This window comes from Mycobacterium sp. E787, assembly GCF_001668725.1.
Classification (GTDB): Bacteria; Actinomycetota; Actinomycetes; order Mycobacteriales; family Mycobacteriaceae; genus Mycobacterium.
Genome location: NZ_LZKL01000038.1, coordinates 1 through 17884, shown reverse-complemented (window position 1 = coordinate 17884; position 17884 = coordinate 1). Strand labels below are relative to the sequence as shown.

19 protein-coding genes are annotated in these 17884 nt (G+C 70.2%); 13 read left to right on the top strand and 6 right to left on the bottom strand.

Going from position 1 to position 17884, the window contains the following annotated elements; translation table 11 throughout:
* Nucleotides 1–60: 60 nt before the first annotated feature.
* Together A5705_RS08460 and A5705_RS28465 are read left to right on the top strand one after the other, a co-directional pair.
* Complete coding sequence (locus tag A5705_RS08460) at nucleotides 61–351, top strand: hypothetical protein (RefSeq protein WP_067883271.1); 291 nt, start codon at nucleotides 61–63, stop codon at nucleotides 349–351.
* Nucleotides 352–412: 61 nt separating this feature from the next.
* Nucleotides 413–820, top strand: coding sequence for a DUF4190 domain-containing protein (locus A5705_RS28465; RefSeq protein WP_068276811.1), 408 nt, complete (start codon nucleotides 413–415; stop codon nucleotides 818–820).
* Here the strand turns inward: A5705_RS28465 and A5705_RS08450 are convergent.
* Together A5705_RS08450 and A5705_RS08445 are read right to left on the bottom strand one after the other, a co-directional pair.
* Nucleotides 817–1428: a hypothetical protein gene (locus tag A5705_RS08450; protein ID WP_068276808.1), complete on the bottom strand. Its 612-nt coding sequence runs from the start codon at nucleotides 1426–1428 to the stop codon at nucleotides 817–819. The genes A5705_RS28465 and A5705_RS08450 overlap by 4 nt on opposite strands.
* Before the next feature lie 12 nt (nucleotides 1429–1440).
* A complete protein-coding gene (locus tag A5705_RS08445) occupies nucleotides 1441–2625 on the bottom strand; it encodes an acyl-CoA dehydrogenase (RefSeq protein WP_068276805.1) in 1185 nt (394 codons plus the stop codon).
* A gap of 35 nt (nucleotides 2626–2660) precedes the next feature.
* Between A5705_RS08445 and A5705_RS08440 the strand changes: the two genes are divergently transcribed.
* From A5705_RS08440 to A5705_RS08410, 7 genes are all read left to right on the top strand, one after another.
* Nucleotides 2661–3032, top strand: a complete 372-nt coding sequence (locus A5705_RS08440; RefSeq protein ID WP_067883267.1) for a DUF3054 domain-containing protein — start codon at nucleotides 2661–2663, stop codon at nucleotides 3030–3032.
* A 5-nt stretch (nucleotides 3033–3037) separates the two neighbouring features.
* The gene (locus A5705_RS08435) at nucleotides 3038–3943 is read left to right on the top strand and encodes a class I SAM-dependent methyltransferase (protein ID WP_067883266.1); all 906 of its coding nucleotides are present in this window, start codon (nucleotides 3038–3040) and stop codon (nucleotides 3941–3943) included.
* A gap of 153 nt (nucleotides 3944–4096) precedes the next feature.
* The gene (locus tag A5705_RS08430) at nucleotides 4097–4687 is read left to right on the top strand and encodes a fasciclin domain-containing protein (RefSeq protein ID WP_067883265.1); all 591 of its coding nucleotides are present in this window, start codon (nucleotides 4097–4099) and stop codon (nucleotides 4685–4687) included.
* Nucleotides 4688–4740: 53 nt separating this feature from the next.
* Entirely contained in the window at nucleotides 4741–5229 is a 489-nt protein-coding gene (locus tag A5705_RS08425) for a GNAT family N-acetyltransferase (protein WP_067883264.1), read from the top strand.
* Nucleotides 5226–6323, top strand: coding sequence for an LLM class flavin-dependent oxidoreductase (locus A5705_RS08420; protein ID WP_068276802.1), 1098 nt, complete (start codon nucleotides 5226–5228; stop codon nucleotides 6321–6323). Before A5705_RS08425 ends, A5705_RS08420 begins: the two co-directional genes overlap by 4 nt.
* On the top strand, nucleotides 6320–7441 hold the full coding sequence (locus A5705_RS08415) for an LLM class flavin-dependent oxidoreductase (protein WP_068276799.1): 1122 nt from the start codon (nucleotides 6320–6322) through the stop codon (nucleotides 7439–7441). The genes A5705_RS08420 and A5705_RS08415 overlap by 4 nt, the downstream gene beginning before the upstream one ends.
* Nucleotides 7438–8778, top strand: coding sequence for an NtaA/DmoA family FMN-dependent monooxygenase (locus A5705_RS08410; RefSeq protein WP_068276796.1), 1341 nt, complete (start codon nucleotides 7438–7440; stop codon nucleotides 8776–8778). The genes A5705_RS08415 and A5705_RS08410 overlap by 4 nt, the downstream gene beginning before the upstream one ends.
* Before the next feature lie 93 nt (nucleotides 8779–8871).
* Here A5705_RS08410 and A5705_RS08405 read toward each other — a convergent pair whose 3' ends face one another.
* On the bottom strand, nucleotides 8872–9300 hold the full coding sequence (locus A5705_RS08405) for an SRPBCC domain-containing protein (RefSeq protein ID WP_255400276.1): 429 nt from the start codon (nucleotides 9298–9300) through the stop codon (nucleotides 8872–8874).
* Between the two features lie 17 nt (nucleotides 9301–9317).
* Nucleotides 9318–10064, bottom strand: coding sequence for an MBL fold metallo-hydrolase (locus tag A5705_RS08400; RefSeq protein WP_231982386.1), 747 nt, complete (start codon nucleotides 10062–10064; stop codon nucleotides 9318–9320).
* Between the two features lie 29 nt (nucleotides 10065–10093).
* Between A5705_RS08400 and fgd the strand changes: the two genes are divergently transcribed.
* Genes fgd through A5705_RS08385 form a run of 3 tightly spaced genes read left to right on the top strand, consistent with a single transcriptional unit; the run spans nucleotide 10094 to nucleotide 14328 of the window.
* On the top strand, nucleotides 10094–11104 hold the full coding sequence (fgd, locus tag A5705_RS08395) for a glucose-6-phosphate dehydrogenase (coenzyme-F420) (RefSeq protein ID WP_068276786.1): 1011 nt from the start codon (nucleotides 10094–10096) through the stop codon (nucleotides 11102–11104).
* The gene (pta, locus tag A5705_RS08390; protein WP_068276783.1) at nucleotides 11097–13181 is read left to right on the top strand and encodes a phosphate acetyltransferase; all 2085 of its coding nucleotides are present in this window, start codon (nucleotides 11097–11099) and stop codon (nucleotides 13179–13181) included. Before fgd ends, pta begins: the two co-directional genes overlap by 8 nt.
* Nucleotides 13171–14328 carry an acetate kinase gene (locus A5705_RS08385; protein ID WP_068276780.1) on the top strand — a complete coding sequence of 386 codons (1158 nt, stop codon included), beginning with the start codon at nucleotides 13171–13173 and terminating at the stop codon, nucleotides 14326–14328. Before pta ends, A5705_RS08385 begins: the two co-directional genes overlap by 11 nt.
* On the opposite strand, the gene A5705_RS08380 is transcribed toward A5705_RS08385, so the two are convergent.
* Nucleotides 14317–15501, bottom strand: a complete 1185-nt coding sequence (locus A5705_RS08380) for a DUF1501 domain-containing protein (RefSeq protein WP_068276778.1) — start codon at nucleotides 15499–15501, stop codon at nucleotides 14317–14319. The genes A5705_RS08385 and A5705_RS08380 overlap by 12 nt on opposite strands.
* A 12-nt stretch (nucleotides 15502–15513) precedes the next feature.
* A complete protein-coding gene (locus A5705_RS08375) occupies nucleotides 15514–16830 on the bottom strand; it encodes a DUF1800 domain-containing protein (protein ID WP_067883254.1) in 1317 nt (438 codons plus the stop codon).
* A gap of 96 nt (nucleotides 16831–16926) precedes the next feature.
* Between A5705_RS08375 and A5705_RS08370 the strand changes: the two genes are divergently transcribed.
* Nucleotides 16927–17778 (top strand): hypothetical protein, encoded by an 852-nt coding sequence (locus tag A5705_RS08370; RefSeq protein ID WP_068276776.1) that lies wholly within the window; start codon nucleotides 16927–16929, stop codon nucleotides 17776–17778.
* Nucleotides 17779–17884 lie beyond the last annotated feature (106 nt).

Sequence of the window (17884 nt, the reverse complement as noted above, 5' to 3'; positions counted from 1 at the left end):
AGGGCCGCAGAGGCGGTAGCGTCGTTGCGAGGCCCCAGCGGCGACGTGACGGGAGGCAGCATGAAGCGGTGGATCGTCGGAGGGTTGGCCGCTCTGGTGGTTGCCTCGGGGCTGATCGCCTCTGCGCCGCCGGCCGGCGCCGGCTGCCTGTACGGGGGGCCCGTGCTCAGCAAGTGCGACGGACCCGTCCAGCCCGACGGCACCTGGCAACGCTGCGTGGCGGCTCCCCAGTTGGTTCCGCACGGCGCCAGTTCCTACCTGGTGCCCGAACGGCGCTGCGACGTGATGGGCCCCGACCAGCGGCCGCCGGATATGTCCTTCTCCGACCCGCCGACGCACATCGACGGCTGAGCGCCGCCCTTCTACCAGGCGAAACGCGGAGTAGAGTGTTGCCTCGATGTAGGAGGCTGCCGTGACGGATCTACCGCCCAGCTACCCGCCCCCACCGCCGGGCGGTTACGGTTACCCGCCGCCCCCGCCGGCGGGCGGCTACGGCTACCCGCCGCCCGGGTACCCGCCGCCGCCGATGGTCGGCACCAACGGTTTCGCCGTCGCGTCGCTGGTGTGCTCCCTGTTCGGCTGGGTCTGCATGTTCATCGGGGCTTTCCTCGGCATCATCTTCGGTTTCGTCGCTTTGTCCCAGATCAAGCGAACCGGCCAGAAGGGCCGCGGCATGGCGATCGCCGGGATCGTCATCGGCGCGATCGCGCTCGTCGGCGGCATTGCGCTTTGGACCCTGGCGGCCCTGTTGCCGCACACCCCGAGCACGGATTCGGGCGCGCCGGCCGTGGTGAAAATCGTTCGGCTACAAGCGGTTTAGAACGGCCAGGCGCCGGCGTTGGTCTTGTACTTCGCGTTGAGTGCGGTGCAGAAGTCATCGGCCGTGCCGGCCAGGAAGATGTAATAGGCCTCGGCGCCGCTGTGGCGGCTGTCGAAGGAGTTGGGCGTGGTCCAGCCGCTGTTGCACATCGCGGTGTCGCTGCCGAGGGTCGGCCGCCGCCAGTTGGTCTTGGCGCACGCGGTCAGGGCGTCGACGTTCGGCGTCGCGCTCTTGGCGGCGACCAGCATCGCACCTCCCCACTGCCCGTCGTTGCGCCGGTAGGCGCGCGCCCCGAAACCGGCGTTGTTGGTCTGGCACGCCAACGCCCGCTTGAGCAGTCCGAACGGGGCCGCGAGCTGTGGGTTGCTCACGGCCGCCGCGGCGTTGATGAACTGGGCCGCGTCCGCGCCGTCGACCTCTTGGACGTTCGGGTTGGAGAGGCCGATCAGTTGCTGCGAGATGCCGGTGTTGTTGCCGCCGCCGATGATCGCGCCGCCGCCGCCCGACGTCATCGGCGGCAGGGTGACCGGGTCGGCGGCCGCCGCGGGCGCGGACATCAGCCCGCACGCGGCGACCAGCGCACCGATCCGGTAGGCAACAGATTTCATGATCGACTCCTGTCAGCGGAACGCATCACTGCCGGTGAATGCCTGGCCGAGGACGAGCTGGTGCATCTCCGGCGTGCCCTCGTAGGTCAGCACCGACTCCAGGTTGACCATGTGCCGGATCACGGGGTACTCCAGCGATATTCCGTTGCCGCCCAGGATCGTTCGGGCGGTCCGGCAGATCTTGATCGCCTCGCGGGTGTTGTTGAGCTTGCCGAAGCTGACCTGCTCGGGGCGCAGCCCGACGCCGTCCTTCAGGCGACCGAGGTGCAGCGACAGCAGCTGCCCCTTGTGCAGCTCGACGGCCATGTCGACGAGTTTGGCCTGCGTCAGCTGGAATCCGGCGATCGGGCGGCCGAATTGGGTGCGCTGCGTGGCGTAGTCGAGGGCGGCCTGCCACGCCGACCGCGCCGCGCCCATCGAGCCCCAGATGATTCCGTAGCGCGCCTCCGACAGGCACGACAACGGGCCGCGCAGGCCGTGCGCCTCGGGCAGCATCGCGTCGGCGGGCACCCGCACGTCGTCGAGGACCAGCTCGCTGGTGATCGACGCGCGCAGCGACAGCTTGTGGTGAATCGTGTTGGCGGCGAAGCCGGGGGTCCTGGTGGGCACCACGAAGCCGCGAATCCCGTCGTCGGTGGCGGCCCAGACGATGGCGACGTCGGCGACCGAGCCGTTGGTGATCCACAGCTTGCGGCCGTTGATCACCCAGTCCGAACCGTCCCGCCGCGCCCGCGTTTTCATCGCGGCCGGGTCCGACCCGACGTCGGGTTCGGTCAGCCCGAAGCAGCCGAGCAGTTCGCCGGCGGCCATGCCGGGCAGCCACTGCTGCTTCTGCTCCTCGGAGCCGAACTTCCAGATCGCGAACATCGCCAGCGATCCCTGCACGGACACCATTGACCGGATGCCGGAGTCGGCGGCCTCCAGCTCCGTGCAGGCCAGCCCGTAGTGCACCGCCGACGCCCCGCCGCAGCCGTAGCCGCGCAGGTGCATGCCGAGCAGGCCGAGCTCGCCGAACTGCTTGGCCAGCTGGCGAACCGGCAGGTCGCCGATCTCGAACCACTCGGCGACGTAGGGCAGCACGTGCTCGGCGCAGAACTGCCGGACGGTGTCGCGCACCGCCAGCTCGTCGCTGGACAGCGAGGCGTCCAGGCCCAGGGGGTCGTCGCGGTCGAAGGCGGGGGGCGCGTCGGTGCTCATAGGGCCAGCCTGCCACTAACCGGTACTCTCGCGTCATGCTCAGGCTCCAGCGGCTGGCGTATCTGTTCTTGGACGTCATCGCCGTGGTGGTGTTCTGCGCCGTCGGCCGCCGCAGCCACGACGAGGGGCTCGACATCGGCGGCGTCGCGGCGACGGCCTGGCCGTTCCTGACCGGCACCCTCGTCGGATGGCTGGCGTCGCGCGCCTGGCGGCAACCCACCGCGGTGGCGCCCACCGGCGTGATCGTCTGGCTGTGCACGGTCGCGATCGGCATGCTGCTGCGCAAGGCCAGTTCGGCGGGTGTGGCGGCGAGCTTCGTGGTGGTCGCCGCGTCGGTGACCGCGTTCCTGCTGCTCGGGTGGCGAGCGGTCGCCGGGCTCGCCCTGCGGCGCCGCATCGACGGCTGACGGCGATGGCGCGGGCGCACGGCGACGGCTGGGACCCGACCAGCGGCGCCGGCGCGACCGCGGCGTTCGGGGCACTGGCCAGGGCGGTGGCCACGAACAGGGGGCTGCTGAACGACGCCTTCGCCGAACCCCTGGTGCGGGCCACGGGGGCCGAGTACTTCATCCGGTTCGTCGACGACGACCTGTTCTCCGACGACGGCGGCGCCGATCCGACGATGACCGGCCTCATCGACATCCTCGCCGTCCACACCCGGCTGGTGGACGAGTTCATCGCCGACGCGGGCAGGGCGGGCATCCGCCAGGCCGTGATCCTGGGCTCCGGGCTGGACACCCGCCCGTATCGGCTGTGGTGGCCGCGGGGAACGACCGTGTACGAGATCGACCGTCCGCAGGTGCTCGACTTCAAGTCGGACGTGGTGCGCGCGCTGGGCGCCACCCTGGCGGCGAACCGGTGCGCGGTGGGCATCGACCTTCGCCAGGACTGGCTGGCCGGGTTGCGCCGGGTCGGTTTCGACCCCGCTCAACCGACCATCTGGATCGCCGAGCAACTGCTCGTGGGCTACCTGCCGCCCGATGCGCAGAATCGGTTGCTGCAGGACGTCACGGCGGTGAGCGCCGCGGGCAGCCGGTTCGCCGCCGACCACATGCCCACCTGGACACCGCTGCACGTCGAGGCGAGCCGGGCGTTCGTCGACGGCTGGCGACGACACGGCCTGGACGTCGACCTGGCCAGCCTGACCTACCCGGGTGAATACCGGTACGTGCCCGAGCATCTGGCGGCAGAGGGCTGGAAAACGGTCGAGCGCAACGTCATCGACCTGTTCTCTGGCATGGGGCTGGCCGAGCTGTGGCGCGGCAGCCCCGACGACCTTGCCGTCGTTCCGGGATTCGTCACCGCGACGCGACCGTAAGACGCCATCGCGGCTCGTTAAGCCAGTTAAAGGTTCATTTCCTTAAATTTTCTCGCGGTGCCCCCATCCACCCGCGCCGCCGCTCCGAATGACCTGTGTTCCACGAGAAGACGGCCACGCAGGGCCGCCTGTGACGAAGGAGTCGAAACGCAAATGATGAGCATTGGTGCGAAAACACTTGCCGCAGCGGGTCTGGCGGCCATCGCCGTCGCCGGGGTGCCGATGGCTACGGCCTCCGCCGACAACTCGAGTGACCTGATCGGGACGGGTTGCGCGGACTATGCCAAGCAGAATCCGAGCGGACCCGGGTCCGTGATGGGAATGTCGCGTGACCCGGTGGCGACGGCGGCGTCGAACAACCCGATGTTGACCACCCTGGCCTCGGCGCTGTCGGGGAAGCTGAATCCGAACGTGAACCTGGTCGCGACCCTCAACAACGGCCAGTACACGGTGTTCGCGCCCACCAACGCCGCATTCGACAAGCTGCCGGCGGGCACCGTCGACAAGCTGAAGGCGGACTCGCAGCTGCTGACGGGGATCCTGACGTATCACGTGGTCCAGGGTCAGTTGAGCCCGGCGGCGGTCGGCGGCGTACACCCCACGCTGCAGGGCGCGCCGGTGACCGTGGCCGGCCAGGGCAACGACCTGCGGGTCAACAATGCGGGCCTGGTCTGCGGCGGCGTGCGCACGTCCAACGCGACGGTGTACATGATCGACACGGTGCTGATGCCCCCGGGCCAGTAAGGCGGACCCGCCCGGGGTGGAATGGGTGGGCGTCGGAAACGTTAGATGATTACGTGACGCCCACCCGGCTCCGCTTCGTCGCGGCCACCCACGAGGACCCGCTGGCGCAGCCGCTGCTGGCCGAGCTGGCCGTCGAGTACGCGCAACGCTACGGCGGCACGCCCGACGCGCACCTGGCCTGGCTGCCGGTGCCGACGGACGAATTGGCCCCGCCCGACGGCGGATTGCTCGTCGGCGTGGTGGACGGCGCGCCGGTCACCGGCGGCGCGTTCCGGCGCTTCGACGCCGAAACCGCCGAGCTCAAACGGATCTGGACCGACAGCGCCCACCGGCGCCGCGGTTACGCGCGGGCGCTGCTGGCGGCGCTGGAGGCCGAGACCGCCGCGCGGGGCTACCGGCGGCTCTACCTGATCACCGGCAACCGCCAGCCCGAGGCCGAGGCGCTGTACGACGCGACGGGGTACTGCCGCATCGCCCCCGCGGAGCCGCTGCCGGATTGGGGGCCGTTTCGCCCGATCGCCTTCGAAAAGTGGCTGGTATGACCGGTCAGTTCCACCTGGGCGTCGCGCTCGACGGGTACGGCTGGCACCCGCACGCGTGGCGCAGCACACCGGCCTCCGACCCGGCCGCCCCGTCGGTGCTCGGCGGCCGCTACTGGGCCGGGCTGGCGGCCACCGCCGAGCGCGGGCTGCTGGACTTCCTGACCATCGACGACAGCCTGATGCCGCAGATCGGGCGAAGCGCCCGGATCCATCCGGATCGGCTGACCGGCCGCGCCGACGCCGTGCTGGTTGCGGCCCGCGTCGCCCCCGCGACGCGACACATCGGGCTGATGCCCGTGGCCACGGTCACCCACACCGAGCCCTTTCACGTCTCCAAATCCATTGCGACCCTTGACTTTGTGTCGCATGGGCGGGCGGGCTGGCAGCCGCGGGTGAGCGCCACCGCGCACGAGGCGGCCCTGTTCGGCCGCCGCGACGTCTCCGGATTACCCCTGTTTGACGAGGCCGCCGAGTTCGTCGAGGTGGCGCGCCGGTTGTGGGACAGCTGGGAGGACGACGCGATCATCCGCGACGTGACCACCGGGCGCTACGTCGACGTGGACAAGCTGCACTACATCGACTTCACCGGAAAGTACTTCTCCGTCAAGGGGCCCTCGATCACGCCGCGCCCACCGCAGGGCCAGCCGGTGGTGGCCGCGCTCGCGCACGTCGGCCCCGCCTATGAATTCGCCGCGGCCGCCGCCGACGTCGTGTTCATCACGCCCACCGACGACGCTTCGGTGCGTAGCATCCTCGGCCAGGTGCGCGCGGCGGGCGGCGCGCACCTGAAAGTGCTTGCCGACGTGGTGGTTTCGTTCCACGGCGACGGAGACTTCCGGTCGGACGCCCTGGTCTTCACCGGCGGCGCGACCGAATTGGTGGACCTGCTGTCGGGTTGGCATCGGCTGGGCGTCGACGGCGCACGGCTGCGGCCGGCCGTCAACGCCACCGACCTGCCGGCGATCGTCGACGAGGTGGTGCCGCTGCTGCAGCGGGCCGGGCGTTTTCGCACCGCCTATCGCGACGGTGAGACCCTGCGCGCCCGCCTGGGGCTGCCCGTGGCGCGCAACCGCTATGCGGCGGTGCGCCGATGACCCCGGTGCCGCTGTCGATCCTGGACCTCTCGCCGATCAGCGCCGGCGGCGACGCGGCGACGGCGTTGCGCAACACGATCGAGCTCGCCCAGCACGCCGAGCGGTGGGGCTTTCGCCGGTTCTGGGTCGCCGAGCACCACTTCGTCGCCGTCGCCAGCGCGGCGCCGGCGGTGCTGATCGGGCAGATCGCGGCCGCCACCGACACGATTCGGGTGGGCTCGGCGGCCGTGCAGCTCAGCCACACCACGGCCGCCGCGGTGGTGGAAAGCTTCGGCATGCTCGACGCGTTCTATCCCGGCCGCATCGACCTCGGCCTGGGCCGCTCCGCGCAGCGCCGGATCACCAAACCGAAAAGCCCGAAACCGCCCCGGCCCGAACCCTCCCGCGAATGGCGCGAGGTCGACGGCGTCGTCATCCCGCCGCCGTTCGACCTGCGCACGCTGCTGGGCGGCGGCCGGGTGCAGGCCACCCAGGCCATCCTGCAGCAGCCCGATGCCGTCGCACCCGACTTCGCCGAGCAACTCGCCGACATCATGGCGATGCTGGCCGGCACCTACGAGGTCGACGGGTTCGACGTGCACGCGGTCCCCGGCGAGGGCGCCACCCTGACGCCCTGGATCTTCGGCAGCAGCAAGGGCCGCAGCGCCCAGGTCGCCGGCGCCCGGGGGCTGCCGTTCGTGGCCAGCTACCACCTCACCCCGGCGACCGCCCTGGACGCCATCGACGCCTACCGCGACGCCTTCGTCCCGTCCGCGGCGCTGCCGCGGCCCCACGTGGTGGTCTCGGCCGACATCGTGGTCGCCGACGACACGGCCACCGCCAAACACCTGGCCTCCAGCTACGGCCACTGGGTGTATTCGATCCGGGCCGGCGGCGGCGCCGCCCCCTATCCCGACCCCGACGACTGCGACCCGCTGACCGACGAGCAGCTGGCGGTCGTGATCGACCGGGTGGCAACCCAATTCGTCGGCGACCCCGACGAGGTCGCCGAGCGGCTGGCGACGCTGCAACGCGCGACCCGCGCCGACGAACTCGTCATCACCTCGGTCACCCACCGGCAGTCCGACCGATTGCGCTCGCACGAACTGATCGCCAAGCGGTGGGGGTTAAAGGGTTGAGCGTTCGAGAGGGAAAGCGCCGCAAGCCGATTCACCTGGCCGCCCACTTCCCGGGCGTCAACAACACCACGGTGTGGACCGATCCCGCCGCGGGCAGCCAGATCGAGTTCGAGTCGTTCGTGCACCTGGCCCGCACCGCCGAACGCGGCCTGTTCGACTTCTTCTTCCTGGCCGAGGGGCTGCGCCTGCGCGAGCACCGCGGCCGCATCTACGACCTCGACGTGGTGGGCCGCCCGGACACCTTCACGGTGCTGGCCGCGCTGGCGGGCGTCACCGACCGGATCGGGCTGACGGGCACCATCAACACCACCTTCAACGAACCCTTCGAGGTGGCAAGGCAATTCGCGACGCTCGACCACCTGTCCGGCGGCCGCGCCGGGTGGAACATGGTGACCTCGTCGGACGCCTTCACCGGCGCCAACTTCCGCCGCGGCGGGTTCCTCGACCACACCGACAGGTACACGCGCGCCGAGGAGTTCCTGTCCGTGGCGCGCCAATTCTGGGACAGCTGGGCGGACGATGCCGTGCTGGCCGATGTCGACGCCGGCGTCTACGTCGACCCCGACCGCGTCCGCAGCGTCGCGCACCACGGCCCGCAGTTCGATGTGCGCGGCTTCGCGACGCTGCCCGCCGGCCCGCAGGGTCATCCGATCTTGCTGCAGGCCGGCGACTCCGCCGACGGCCGCGCGTTCGGCGCCCGCAACGCCGACGCCCTGTTCACCCTGCACTCGTCGCTGGAAGACGGCCAACGCTACTACGCAGACGTCAAGGGCCGTGCCGCGGCGTTCGGGCGAGACCCCAACCGGCTCAAGGTGTTTCCGGCCGCGACGTTCGTCATCGGCGACACCGATGCCGAGGCGCAGGACCGGGCGCACCACATCCGCTACCAGCAGGTCAGCGGGGCGACGGCGATCGCGATGCTCGAGCAGGTCTGGGGCCGCGACCTGTCGGGCTACGACCCCGACGGCCCGCTACCCGACGTCGACCCGCTGGTCGACAGCACCATCACGCAGGGGCGGGTGCGGCACGGCGACCCGCTCGCGGTCGCCCGGCGCTATCGCGAACGGGCCTCGGCCGAGAAGCTGTCCATCCGCGAGCTGGTGATCACCGTGACGAGCCGCCAGCAGTTCGTCGGCACCCCGGTGCGCATCGCCGACGAGATCGACACGTACATCCAGGCCGACGCCTGCGACGGGTTCATCCTGGTGCCGCACCTGACGCCGCACGGGCTGGACGAGTTCGTCGACCGGGTGGTGCCGCTGCTGCAGGAGCGCGGCGCGTTCCGGACGGAGTACACGGGCGAGACGCTGCGGGATCATCTGGGGCTCGCAGGGTAGGGGCAGGTGACTCTGGAATCCGGTATCAAATGCGATACCGCTTTCGGAAACCGATCCACCCACCTCGAGCAGGGACTGCTGTGGCCGCTGTGACTACCCGACGACCAGCGCCGCCAGCTTTTCTAATGCCATCTGGGTGCCAATCTCGTTGTCCGCGGCGGAAACTCCCGGCGGTAGGCCGTCGTGAACCATCACCACTCGGGTGCCGCCGTCGGCGTCCGTCAGCGTCGTGGTGATCCGCATCAGCCCCGCCAAGGCCGGATCGGTCGTCTCGAATTCCAGCTCCTCGACCACCCGCTTGCCGGGCACCAGCTCGACGAACCGGCCGTGGTAGGTGTCGGTGGCCGCGGCGGTCTTGCCGTGCCGATCCGGCGATTCGTACGTCAGCGAAACGCGGAACCGCCCTCCGGCCCTGGCGTCGAACTCGTGCACGACCGCCGTCATGCCGTCCGGAACGCGCCACTGTGCCACGGCATTCGCGTCGAGGAGCGCCCGGTACACCGACTCCCGCGGGGCGCGCACGCGCCGGCTTACGCGGGTCAACTCGCCCGCGCCAAAGCCGCGTCGGTCGCCTCGCGTATGGGCCCGCGCCACACGTCGCCGTGACCCGGCAGCAGGACCTCGGTGTCCAGCAGGGCCAGCGCACCGAGGCTGCGCAGGCAGCTCTGCTGGCTGTGGCTGAACACCGCCGGCAGCAGCTGTGGGCCGCCGCGACGCAGCAGCGGGTGGCCGGTGATCAGCGCGTCGCCGCTGGCCAGCACGCCGTCGACGACATACGAGCAGTGCCCGCTGGTGTGCCCCGGTGTGGCGACGGCCGTCGGGTGGCCGGGGAGACCGGCGGCCACCTCGGCGCTGAGCGGCCGTGCCGACGGGATGCCGTCGCGGATCAGGCCGCCGCTGCGCACCACGTGCACGCCCCACACCGCCCACCGCGGTCGCCAAATGCGAACCGCCACATCGAAAATCGACACCTGCTCCAAGTACTCCCGCTTGGCGTGACCGACTTCGTCGGCGTGGCAGTACACCGGGGTGCCGTGCTCGCGGGCGAACCAGATCGCCGAGCCCAGGTGGTCGACGTGCGCGTGGGTCAGCAGGATGGCGCGCACATCGCCCGCGTCGTAGCCGAGTTTGCGCAGCGAGCCCAGCACGTCCTCGCGATCCCCGGGATAACCGGCGTCGATCAACATCACACCCGTGCCGTCGACGACCAGGGTCCAGTTAACGGCGTGGCCCCGGGCGAGGTACACGGTGTCGGTGACCTGAACAAGAGTCGGTGCTGGGCCCACGCAAGTGAGCATAGGAGTAGAAATGAGCCGTGGCTGAACTGAAACTTGGATACAAGGCATCCGCCGAACAATTCGCACCGCGCGAGCTCGTCGAACTGGCCGTCGCCGCCGAGGGTCACGGCATGGACAGCGCAACCGTCAGCGACCACTTCCAGCCGTGGCGGCACGAGGGCGGTCATGCCCCGTTCTCGCTGGCCTGGATGACCGCCGTCGGCGAACGCACCCAACGCATCGTGCTGGGCACCTCCGTGCTCACCCCGACCTTCCGCTACAACCCGGCCGTCATCGCGCAGGCCTTCGCCACCATGGCGTGCCTGTACCCGAACCGGATCTTCCTCGGGGTGGGCACCGGCGAGGCGTTGAACGAGATCGCCACCGGATACGAGGGCGACTGGCCGGAGTTCAAGGAGCGCTTCGCCCGGCTGCGCGAGTCGGTGCGGTTGATGCGGGAGCTGTGGCGCGGCGACCGCGTCGACTTCCCCGGCGAGTACTACCGGCTCAAGGGCGCCTCGATCTACGACGTGCCCGAGGGCGGCGTCCCGATCTACATCGCCGCCGGCGGTCCGGCGGTGGCCAAATACGCCGGGCGCGCCGGTGACGGCTTCATCTGCACCTCCGGCAAGGGCGAGGAGCTCTACAGGGACAAGCTGATCCCGGCCGTCAAGGAGGGCGCCGCGGCCGCGGACCGCAACGTCGACGACATCGACAAGATGATCGAGATCAAGATCTCCTACGACCCCGACCCCGAGCTGGCGCTGGAGAACACCCGGTTCTGGGCGCCGCTGTCGCTGACCGCCGAGCAGAAGCACAGCATCGACGACCCGATCGAGATGGAGAAGGCCGCCGACGCCCTGCCGATCGAGCAGGTCGCCAAGCGCTGGATCGTGGCGTCGGACCCCGACGAGGCGGTCGAGAAGGTCAAGGACTACGTCGACTGGGGCCTCAACCACCTGGTGTTCCACGCGCCCGGCCAGGATCAGCGGCGGTTCCTCGAGCTCTTCGAAAAGGACCTGGCGCCCAGGCTGCGGCGACTTGGCTGAAATTTCGGCGATATACATCGCCGCGCCCGAACCGGAGACCGGCAAGTCGACGGTCGCCCTCGGGCTGCTGCACCGGCTGACCGCCACGGTCGCCAGGGTCGGTGTGTTCCGGCCCATCACGCGGCTCGGCGAAAAGCGTGACTACATCCTGGAACTGCTGCTGGAGCACACCACCGCGGGCCTGCCGTACGAGCGGTGCGTGGGCGTGACCTACCAGCAGTTGCACGCCGACACCGACGCCGCCATCGCCGCCGTCGTCGACGCGTATCACGCCATGGCGCAGGCCTGCGACGTCGTGGTTATCGTCGGCAGCGACTACACCGACGTGACCAGGCCCGCCGAGCTTTCGGTCAACGCGAGGATCGCGGCCAACCTCGGCGCGCCGGTGCTGCTGACCGTCAGCGGCAAGGGCCGCACTCCCGAGGAGGTCGCCGGCGTGGTCGAGGTGTGCCTGGCCGAGTTGACGGCTCAGCACGCCCACACCGCGGCGGTGGTGGCCAACCGCTGCGATCCGGCCCAACTGAGCGAGGTCCGCAAGTGTTTAGCGGCGCTTCCGCCGCCAGCCCAGCGCAGCTACGTGCTGCCCGAGGAGCCGCTGCTGTCGGCGCCGACGGTGGCCGAGCTGGAACGGGCCGTCAACGGGACGCCGGTCAGCGGCGAGGCGTCGCTGCGGGAACGCGAGGTGATGGCCGTGCTGGTCGCCGGGATGACCGCCGACCACGTGCTGGAACGGCTGAGCGACGGCATGGCCGTCATCACCCCCGGAGACCGCTCCGATGTGGTGCTCGCCGTCGCCAGCGCCCATGCGGCAGAAGGGTTTCCGTCGCTGTCGTGCCTGGTGCTCAACGGCGGTTTCGAGCTGCATCCCTCCATCGCGGCCCTGGTGAGCGGATTGCGGTTGCGGCTGCCCATCATCGCGACGGCGCTGGGCACCTACGACACGGCCAGCGCCGCCGCCGCCGCCCGCGGCCGGGTCACGGCAACCTCGCAGCGCAAGATCGACACCGCGCTGGCGCTGATGGACCGCCACGTCGACATCGCGGATCTCCTGAACCAGCTTGCCATTTCGATGCCCAGCGTGATCACGCCGCAGATGTTCACCTACCAGCTGCAGCTGCGGGCCCGCTCGGATCGCAAACACATCGTCCTTCCCGAGGGCGACGACGACCGCATCCTGCGGTCCGCCGGCCGGCTGCTGCAGCGCGGCGTCGCCGACCTGACCGTCCTGGGCGACGAAGCCCGGATCCGGCTCCGTTCGTCGGAGCTCGGCGTGAACCTGGACGGCGCGACGGTGATCGATCCGCTGAACAGCGCGCTGCGCGAGCAGTTCGCGGAACAGTACGCCGAGCTTCGCAAGGCGAAGGGGATCACCGTCGAGCACGCCCGCGAGATCATGCGCGACGGAACGTATTTCGGGACCATGCTGGTCTACAACGGCGCCGTCGACGGCATGGTGTCGGGCGCCGCGCACACCACCGCGCACACCGTCCGGCCGGCCTTCGAGATCATCAAGACCGTTCCCGATGTCTCCACCGTCTCCAGCGTGTTCTTCATGTGCCTGCCCGACCGGGTGCTGGTCTACGGCGACTGCGCGATCATCCCGAATCCGACGTCCGAGCAGCTCGCCGACATCGCGATCAGCTCCGCGCGCACCGCCGCACGCTTCGGCATCGAGCCGCGGGTTGCCATGCTGTCCTATTCGACCGGGGACTCCGGTGTGGGTGCCGACGTCGACAAGGTCAGGGCAGCAACGGATCTGGTGCGACGGCGCGACCCGAAGCTGCTGGTCGAAGGCCCGATCCAATACGACGCCGCCATCGAACCGTCCGTCGCGGCCACCAAACTCCGCGATTCGCAGGTGGCCGGCCGCGCCACGGTGCTGATCTTTCCCGACCTCAACACCGGCAACAACACCTACAAGGCGGTGCAGCGCAGCGCCGGGGCGATCGCGATCGGCCCGGTGCTGCAGGGGCTGCGCAAGCCGGTCAACGACCTGTCCCGCGGCGCGACGGTCGAGGACATCGTGAACACGGTTGCCATCACCGCGATTCAGGCGCAGGACGCCCATGGCCGGTGAAGCGCTCCTGGTGCTGGTGATCAACTCCGGCTCGTCGTCCCTGAAATACCAGCTGCTGCAGCCCGATTCGGGCGAGGCACGGGCTTCCGGCCACATCGAGCGGATCGGCGAGGACGCGTCGTCGGTTGCCGACCACGACGCGGCGCTGCACCGCGCTTTCGACGAATTGGCCCGGGCCGGCATCGACTTGAAGGCCTGCGGGCTGATGGCGGTCGGGCACCGGGTGGTGCACGGCGGCAACGAGTTCTATCGGCCGACGCTGATGGACGACGCGCGGATCGCCGCGCTCGAGAAGCTGTCCGAGTTGGCGCCGCTGCACAACCCGCCCGCGCTCAAGGGAATCGAGGTGGCCCGCAGGCTGCTGCCCGACGTGCCCCACGTGGCGGTGTTCGACACCGCCTTCTTCCACGACATGCCGCCCGCGGCGGCGACCTACGCGATCGACCGCGACGTGGCCGAGCGGTGGCAGATCCGTCGCTACGGGTTCCACGGCACGTCGCACCGTTACGTCAGCCAGCAGGCCGCCGCCTTCCTGGACCGGCCGGTCGGCGGGCTGAAACAGATTGTGCTGCACCTGGGCAACGGTTCCTCGGCGTCCGCGATCGCCGGCACCCGGGCGATCGACACGTCGATGGGCCTGACGCCGCTGGAAGGCCTGGTGATGGGCACCCGCAGCGGCGACATCGACCCCAGCATCGTCAGCTACCTGTGGCACCGGGCCAACATGGGTGTCGACGACGTCGAGGCGATGCTCAACGAGCGGTCCGGGGTCCTGGGCCTGTCCGGTGAGCGCGACTTCCGGCGGTTGCGGGAGATGATCGAATCCGGCGACGGCGCCGCGCAATTGGCCTACAGCGTGTTCATCCACCGGTTGCGCAAGTACATCGGCGCCTACCTGGCCGTGCTCGGGCACACCGACGTCATCACTTTCACCGCCGGGATCGGCGAAAACGACCCGGCGGTACGCCGCGACGCGGTCGCCGGCCTGGAGGAGATGGGCATCGTCCTCGACGGGCGCCGCAACCTCAGCGGGGGCCGGGGCGCGCGGCAGATATCCGCGGACGGATCACCGATCGTCGTGCTGGTGATCCCGACCAACGAGGAGCTGGCCATCGCCCGCGACTGCGTCAGCGCGTTAAGCGGTTAGGAATCCCAGGCTGTTTCGCCCCGCCCCCACCGACGGGGTGGGATCGGCCCCGACGGTCCGGGCCAGCAGTTCGTGGTACACGTCGCGAAAGTCCGTGGTGTACTTCAGGTCTCCGTTGTCGAGGTCGGTGAGGCTGGGCTCGTCGCCGTAGAAGCCGCCCCGCACCGGCCCGCCGGCGACGAAGACCGGGCCGGCGGTGCCGTGGTCGGTGCCTTCGGAGGCGTTGGCGCGCACCCGGCGGCCGAACTCCGAGTACGCCATCACCACCACGTTGGGATCGGCCACCTGCTGCAGGAACGCGGTGACCGCCTCGTCGAACGTCTGCAGCAGGCGCTGGTGGGTTCCGCGTTCGTTGGCGTGGGTGTCGAAACCGCCCAGCTGCACGGAGTAGACCCGCGTGGGAACACGCGCCCGCACCGCGGCGGCGACGACACCCAGTTGCGCCGCCAGCGGATTGTGTTGCTCACGAGCAGGTTTGAGCGACGCGAACGTGGTATCCGTGGTGCGCGCGGCGCGGTACGCCTTGCAGACCGCGGCCATCGCCGGGGTGTCGTTCGGGTCGTCGGCGCCCAGGGCGGTCATGACGGTGTCGAATTTCTCCGCCTTGCCCGGCGCGCCGCCCGGGGTCAGCGCCGCGGCAGTCTGCTTCTGCCCCAACGCCAACGGCGGCAGGACCGCCCCGATGTTGACCGCGCGCAACGGGTCCTCGCCGGTGGCGTCGAGCCAGCGGCCGATCCAGCCCGTCGACACCGGCTCGTCCGGCGACGCCGTCTGCCAGATGTCCATGGACCGGAAGTGGCTGTGGTCGGGCTTGGGGTAGCCGACGCCGCGCACGATGGCGAGCCGGGACTGACCCCACAGTTGGGCCAGTCCCTTCATCGCCGGGTTGAGCCCCAGTTGCTGGTCGAGGTGCAGGACATCGCCGGGGGCGTAGGCCAGTTCGGGCCGGGCATCGTGATAGGCGTTGTCGCCGTAGGGGATCAGAGTGTTGATCCCGTCGTTGCCGCCGTACAGCGACACGATCACCAGGACACCGGCTCCGGCCGGCAGTGGCCGATCCTGCGCCGCGCGCATCAGGTCGGGCCAACTGACCGCCACCGCCCCGGACAGCAGGCCGGCCGCGCCGACGCCCGCGCTGGCGATCAGGAATTTGCGGCGGTTGATCTCGGGCATGGGCAAATCCGCTCAGGAGGTCAGGTATTCGGGCGTATTGACGGCGGCGGCGACCAGCTGCGGCGGTTGGCGCACCAGCGGCTGCAGCGCCTTGACGGTGCGGTCCGACCAATCGCCGATGCCGATCAGGTAGCCGACGGCGTCGATGCGATCGCCGGCCGGGGCGCTCTCGATGCCCGACAAGTCGCCGGCCAGCGCCAGTTCGGTCGCGGCGCGCAGGCGAACTCCGGCGCTGGCGGTGGACAACCAGACGGGTCCGCTGGGCCAGCCGCCGACGCTGGGCGGGAAGAACGGCCGCTGCCCCAGCCCGGCCAACGTCGCCTCCGCGAGCTTGCGGTGCGCCGGGTTGGCCGGCGACACGCGGAGTGTCCGCATGACGCCGACGAGCCATTCGACCGGGGTGTTCACCACGGTGGACCGGCCGCCGGTGAACTCGTCGTCGGTGAGGATCGCGCGGGTCAGCGCCCGCAGGTCGCGGCGCGGGCCGTACGCCGCGACCAGGCGGTCGAGCGCCTGCGGCGAAGGCGGCTCGTCCGAGGCCAGCTGCTGCCACAGGCGTCCCGCGACGTACTCCGCCGATTTGGGCTGGCTCAGCACGGCGTCGCAGAACCCCGCGGCGTCGAAGTTCTGGGTGCGGCCGAACAGCATCTTGGCCGTCGCGTCATGGCGTCGCGGCAGCACCGACGTCTGGCCGTCGGGGCGGATCACCCAGCCGGTCAGGGCGCGGGCCCCGTTGCGCACGTCGTCCTCGGTGTAGCCGTTGCCATGGCCCAGCGCGAAAAGTTCCATGAACTCGCGGGCGAGGTTTTCGTTGGGGGCCTTGGCCGTGTTGGTCTGGCCGTCCAGCCAGCGCAGCATCGCGGCGTCGGTCAGCATCGCGTAGGCCAGCGAGCGGAAGTCACCCAGCGATCCGGCGCGCAGCTTCTGGTTCTGCGCGGCCATGTACGCCGCCACCCGGACCTTCTGCGCGGAGGTGGCAAAGTGGTTGTGCCACAACAACGTCAGCTTCTCGTGGAGCGGCCGGCCGACGCTGACCATCCGGGTCAACCACCAGTCGGACAGCATGCGCTGCTGCTCGGACAGCTGACCGTTGTACTGCTTGCGGGCGGCCGGCGTCGCGCCCTTGCCGGGCGCGCGCGGTGCCGCGAGGGCGGGCATCGGCGTGGCGATCGCACCCGGGTCGGCGTCGGGGTTCGCGGCCAGCATGGCGTCGACGTGGCCGGGCCAGTCCCGGGTCATGGCCGCGTCGACCTCTGGTCCGGACACCCCGAACCCGGCCCGGCGCAAACCTCGCGCCGTGCTGATCCACTGCGTGGACTCCCCCGGCATGAGCTAACTGTGCGGCATGAACCTGTGTTTTCGCTATGTGTGCCCCTGTGGATAGCGGACGGCACGACCCGCGTCCGCTGTGCAACTCTGCGGCGCATGAGCGAACCGTTCGTCGGCAGTGCGGCACTGGCATCGGGTGCGTTGAGCCGGCATCAACTGAGAACGCGCTATCGACCGGTATTCCCGAACGTCTACGTGTCCAACGATGCCCGGCTGTCGTTGAAGCTGCGCATCGCCGCCGCCTGGCTGTGGTCGGGTGGGACGGCGACGATCGTGGGAGCGGCGGCCGCCGCCTTACACGGCGCCGAGTGGATTCCGGACGATGTTCCGATCGAACTGAATCACACCAACACCCGGCCGCCACCCGGCGTGCTGATACGGCGCGACGCATTGCTGGAGGGCGAGACGCAGGTCATGGACGGGCGCCCCGTCACCACGCCCGAGCGAACCGCCTTCGACATCGGCCGGCGCGGCGCCGTTCGCTCGGCGGTCGTTCGGCTCGATGCGCTCGCGCGGGCAACGGGATTCAAGGCCGACGACGTGCTGCGTGTCGCCAAGTGCCATCCCCACGCGCCCGGGCTGCGCCGACTGGAAGCCGCGCTGCAGCTGGTCGACCCCGGCGCGCAGTCGCCGCGCGAAAGCTACCTGCGGCTGCTTCTCATCGACGCCGGATTCCCGCAGCCGCAGACCCAGATCCCGGTGTTGGGCGCCGACGGTATACCCGTCGCCCACGTCGACGTGGGCTGGGAGCAGTACCTGGTGGGCGTTGAATACGACGGTGACCAACACCAGACCGACCGCCGGCGCTACGTCCACGACATTCAGCGCCTAGAGACGCTCGATCGAATGGGCTGGATCATCGTCCGAGTCGTCGCGGAGGACCACCGAGCCAATATCGTGCGCCGAGTGCGGATGGCGCTGGTCGAACGCGGTCGGATCGCGGGTTGACGCGTTGATTGTGCGCCTACGGCTTTGACTGTGAAGCCTGGGCTTTGAGTGTGAAGCCTGGCCTCTAGAACCGCCCGGATCCCGCCCTGCGCGCACACTCAAAGCC

Bases quoted from the DNA above. Each gene is read 5' to 3' on its own strand.
- A5705_RS08460 (WP_067883271.1), top strand. From the start codon at position 61: ATGAAGCGGTGGATCGTCGGAGGGTTGGCCGCTCTGGTGGTTGCCTCG.
- A5705_RS08450 (WP_068276808.1), bottom strand. From the start codon at position 1,428: ATGAAATCTGTTGCCTACCGGATCGGTGCGCTGGTCGCCGCGTGCGGG.
- A5705_RS08445 (WP_068276805.1), bottom strand. From the start codon at position 2,625: ATGAGCACCGACGCGCCCCCCGCCTTCGACCGCGACGACCCCCTGGGC.
- A5705_RS08440 (WP_067883267.1), top strand. From the start codon at position 2,661: ATGCTCAGGCTCCAGCGGCTGGCGTATCTGTTCTTGGACGTCATCGCC.
- A5705_RS08435 (WP_067883266.1), top strand. From the start codon at position 3,038: ATGGCGCGGGCGCACGGCGACGGCTGGGACCCGACCAGCGGCGCCGGC.
- A5705_RS08430 (WP_067883265.1), top strand. From the start codon at position 4,097: ATGATGAGCATTGGTGCGAAAACACTTGCCGCAGCGGGTCTGGCGGCC.
- A5705_RS08420 (WP_068276802.1), top strand. From the start codon at position 5,226: ATGACCGGTCAGTTCCACCTGGGCGTCGCGCTCGACGGGTACGGCTGG.
- A5705_RS08415 (WP_068276799.1), top strand. From the start codon at position 6,320: ATGACCCCGGTGCCGCTGTCGATCCTGGACCTCTCGCCGATCAGCGCC.
- A5705_RS08385 (WP_068276780.1), top strand. From the start codon at position 13,171: ATGGCCGGTGAAGCGCTCCTGGTGCTGGTGATCAACTCCGGCTCGTCG.
- A5705_RS08380 (WP_068276778.1), bottom strand. From the start codon at position 15,501: ATGCCCGAGATCAACCGCCGCAAATTCCTGATCGCCAGCGCGGGCGTC.
- A5705_RS08375 (WP_067883254.1), bottom strand. From the start codon at position 16,830: ATGCCGGGGGAGTCCACGCAGTGGATCAGCACGGCGCGAGGTTTGCGC.
- A5705_RS08370 (WP_068276776.1), top strand. From the start codon at position 16,927: ATGAGCGAACCGTTCGTCGGCAGTGCGGCACTGGCATCGGGTGCGTTG.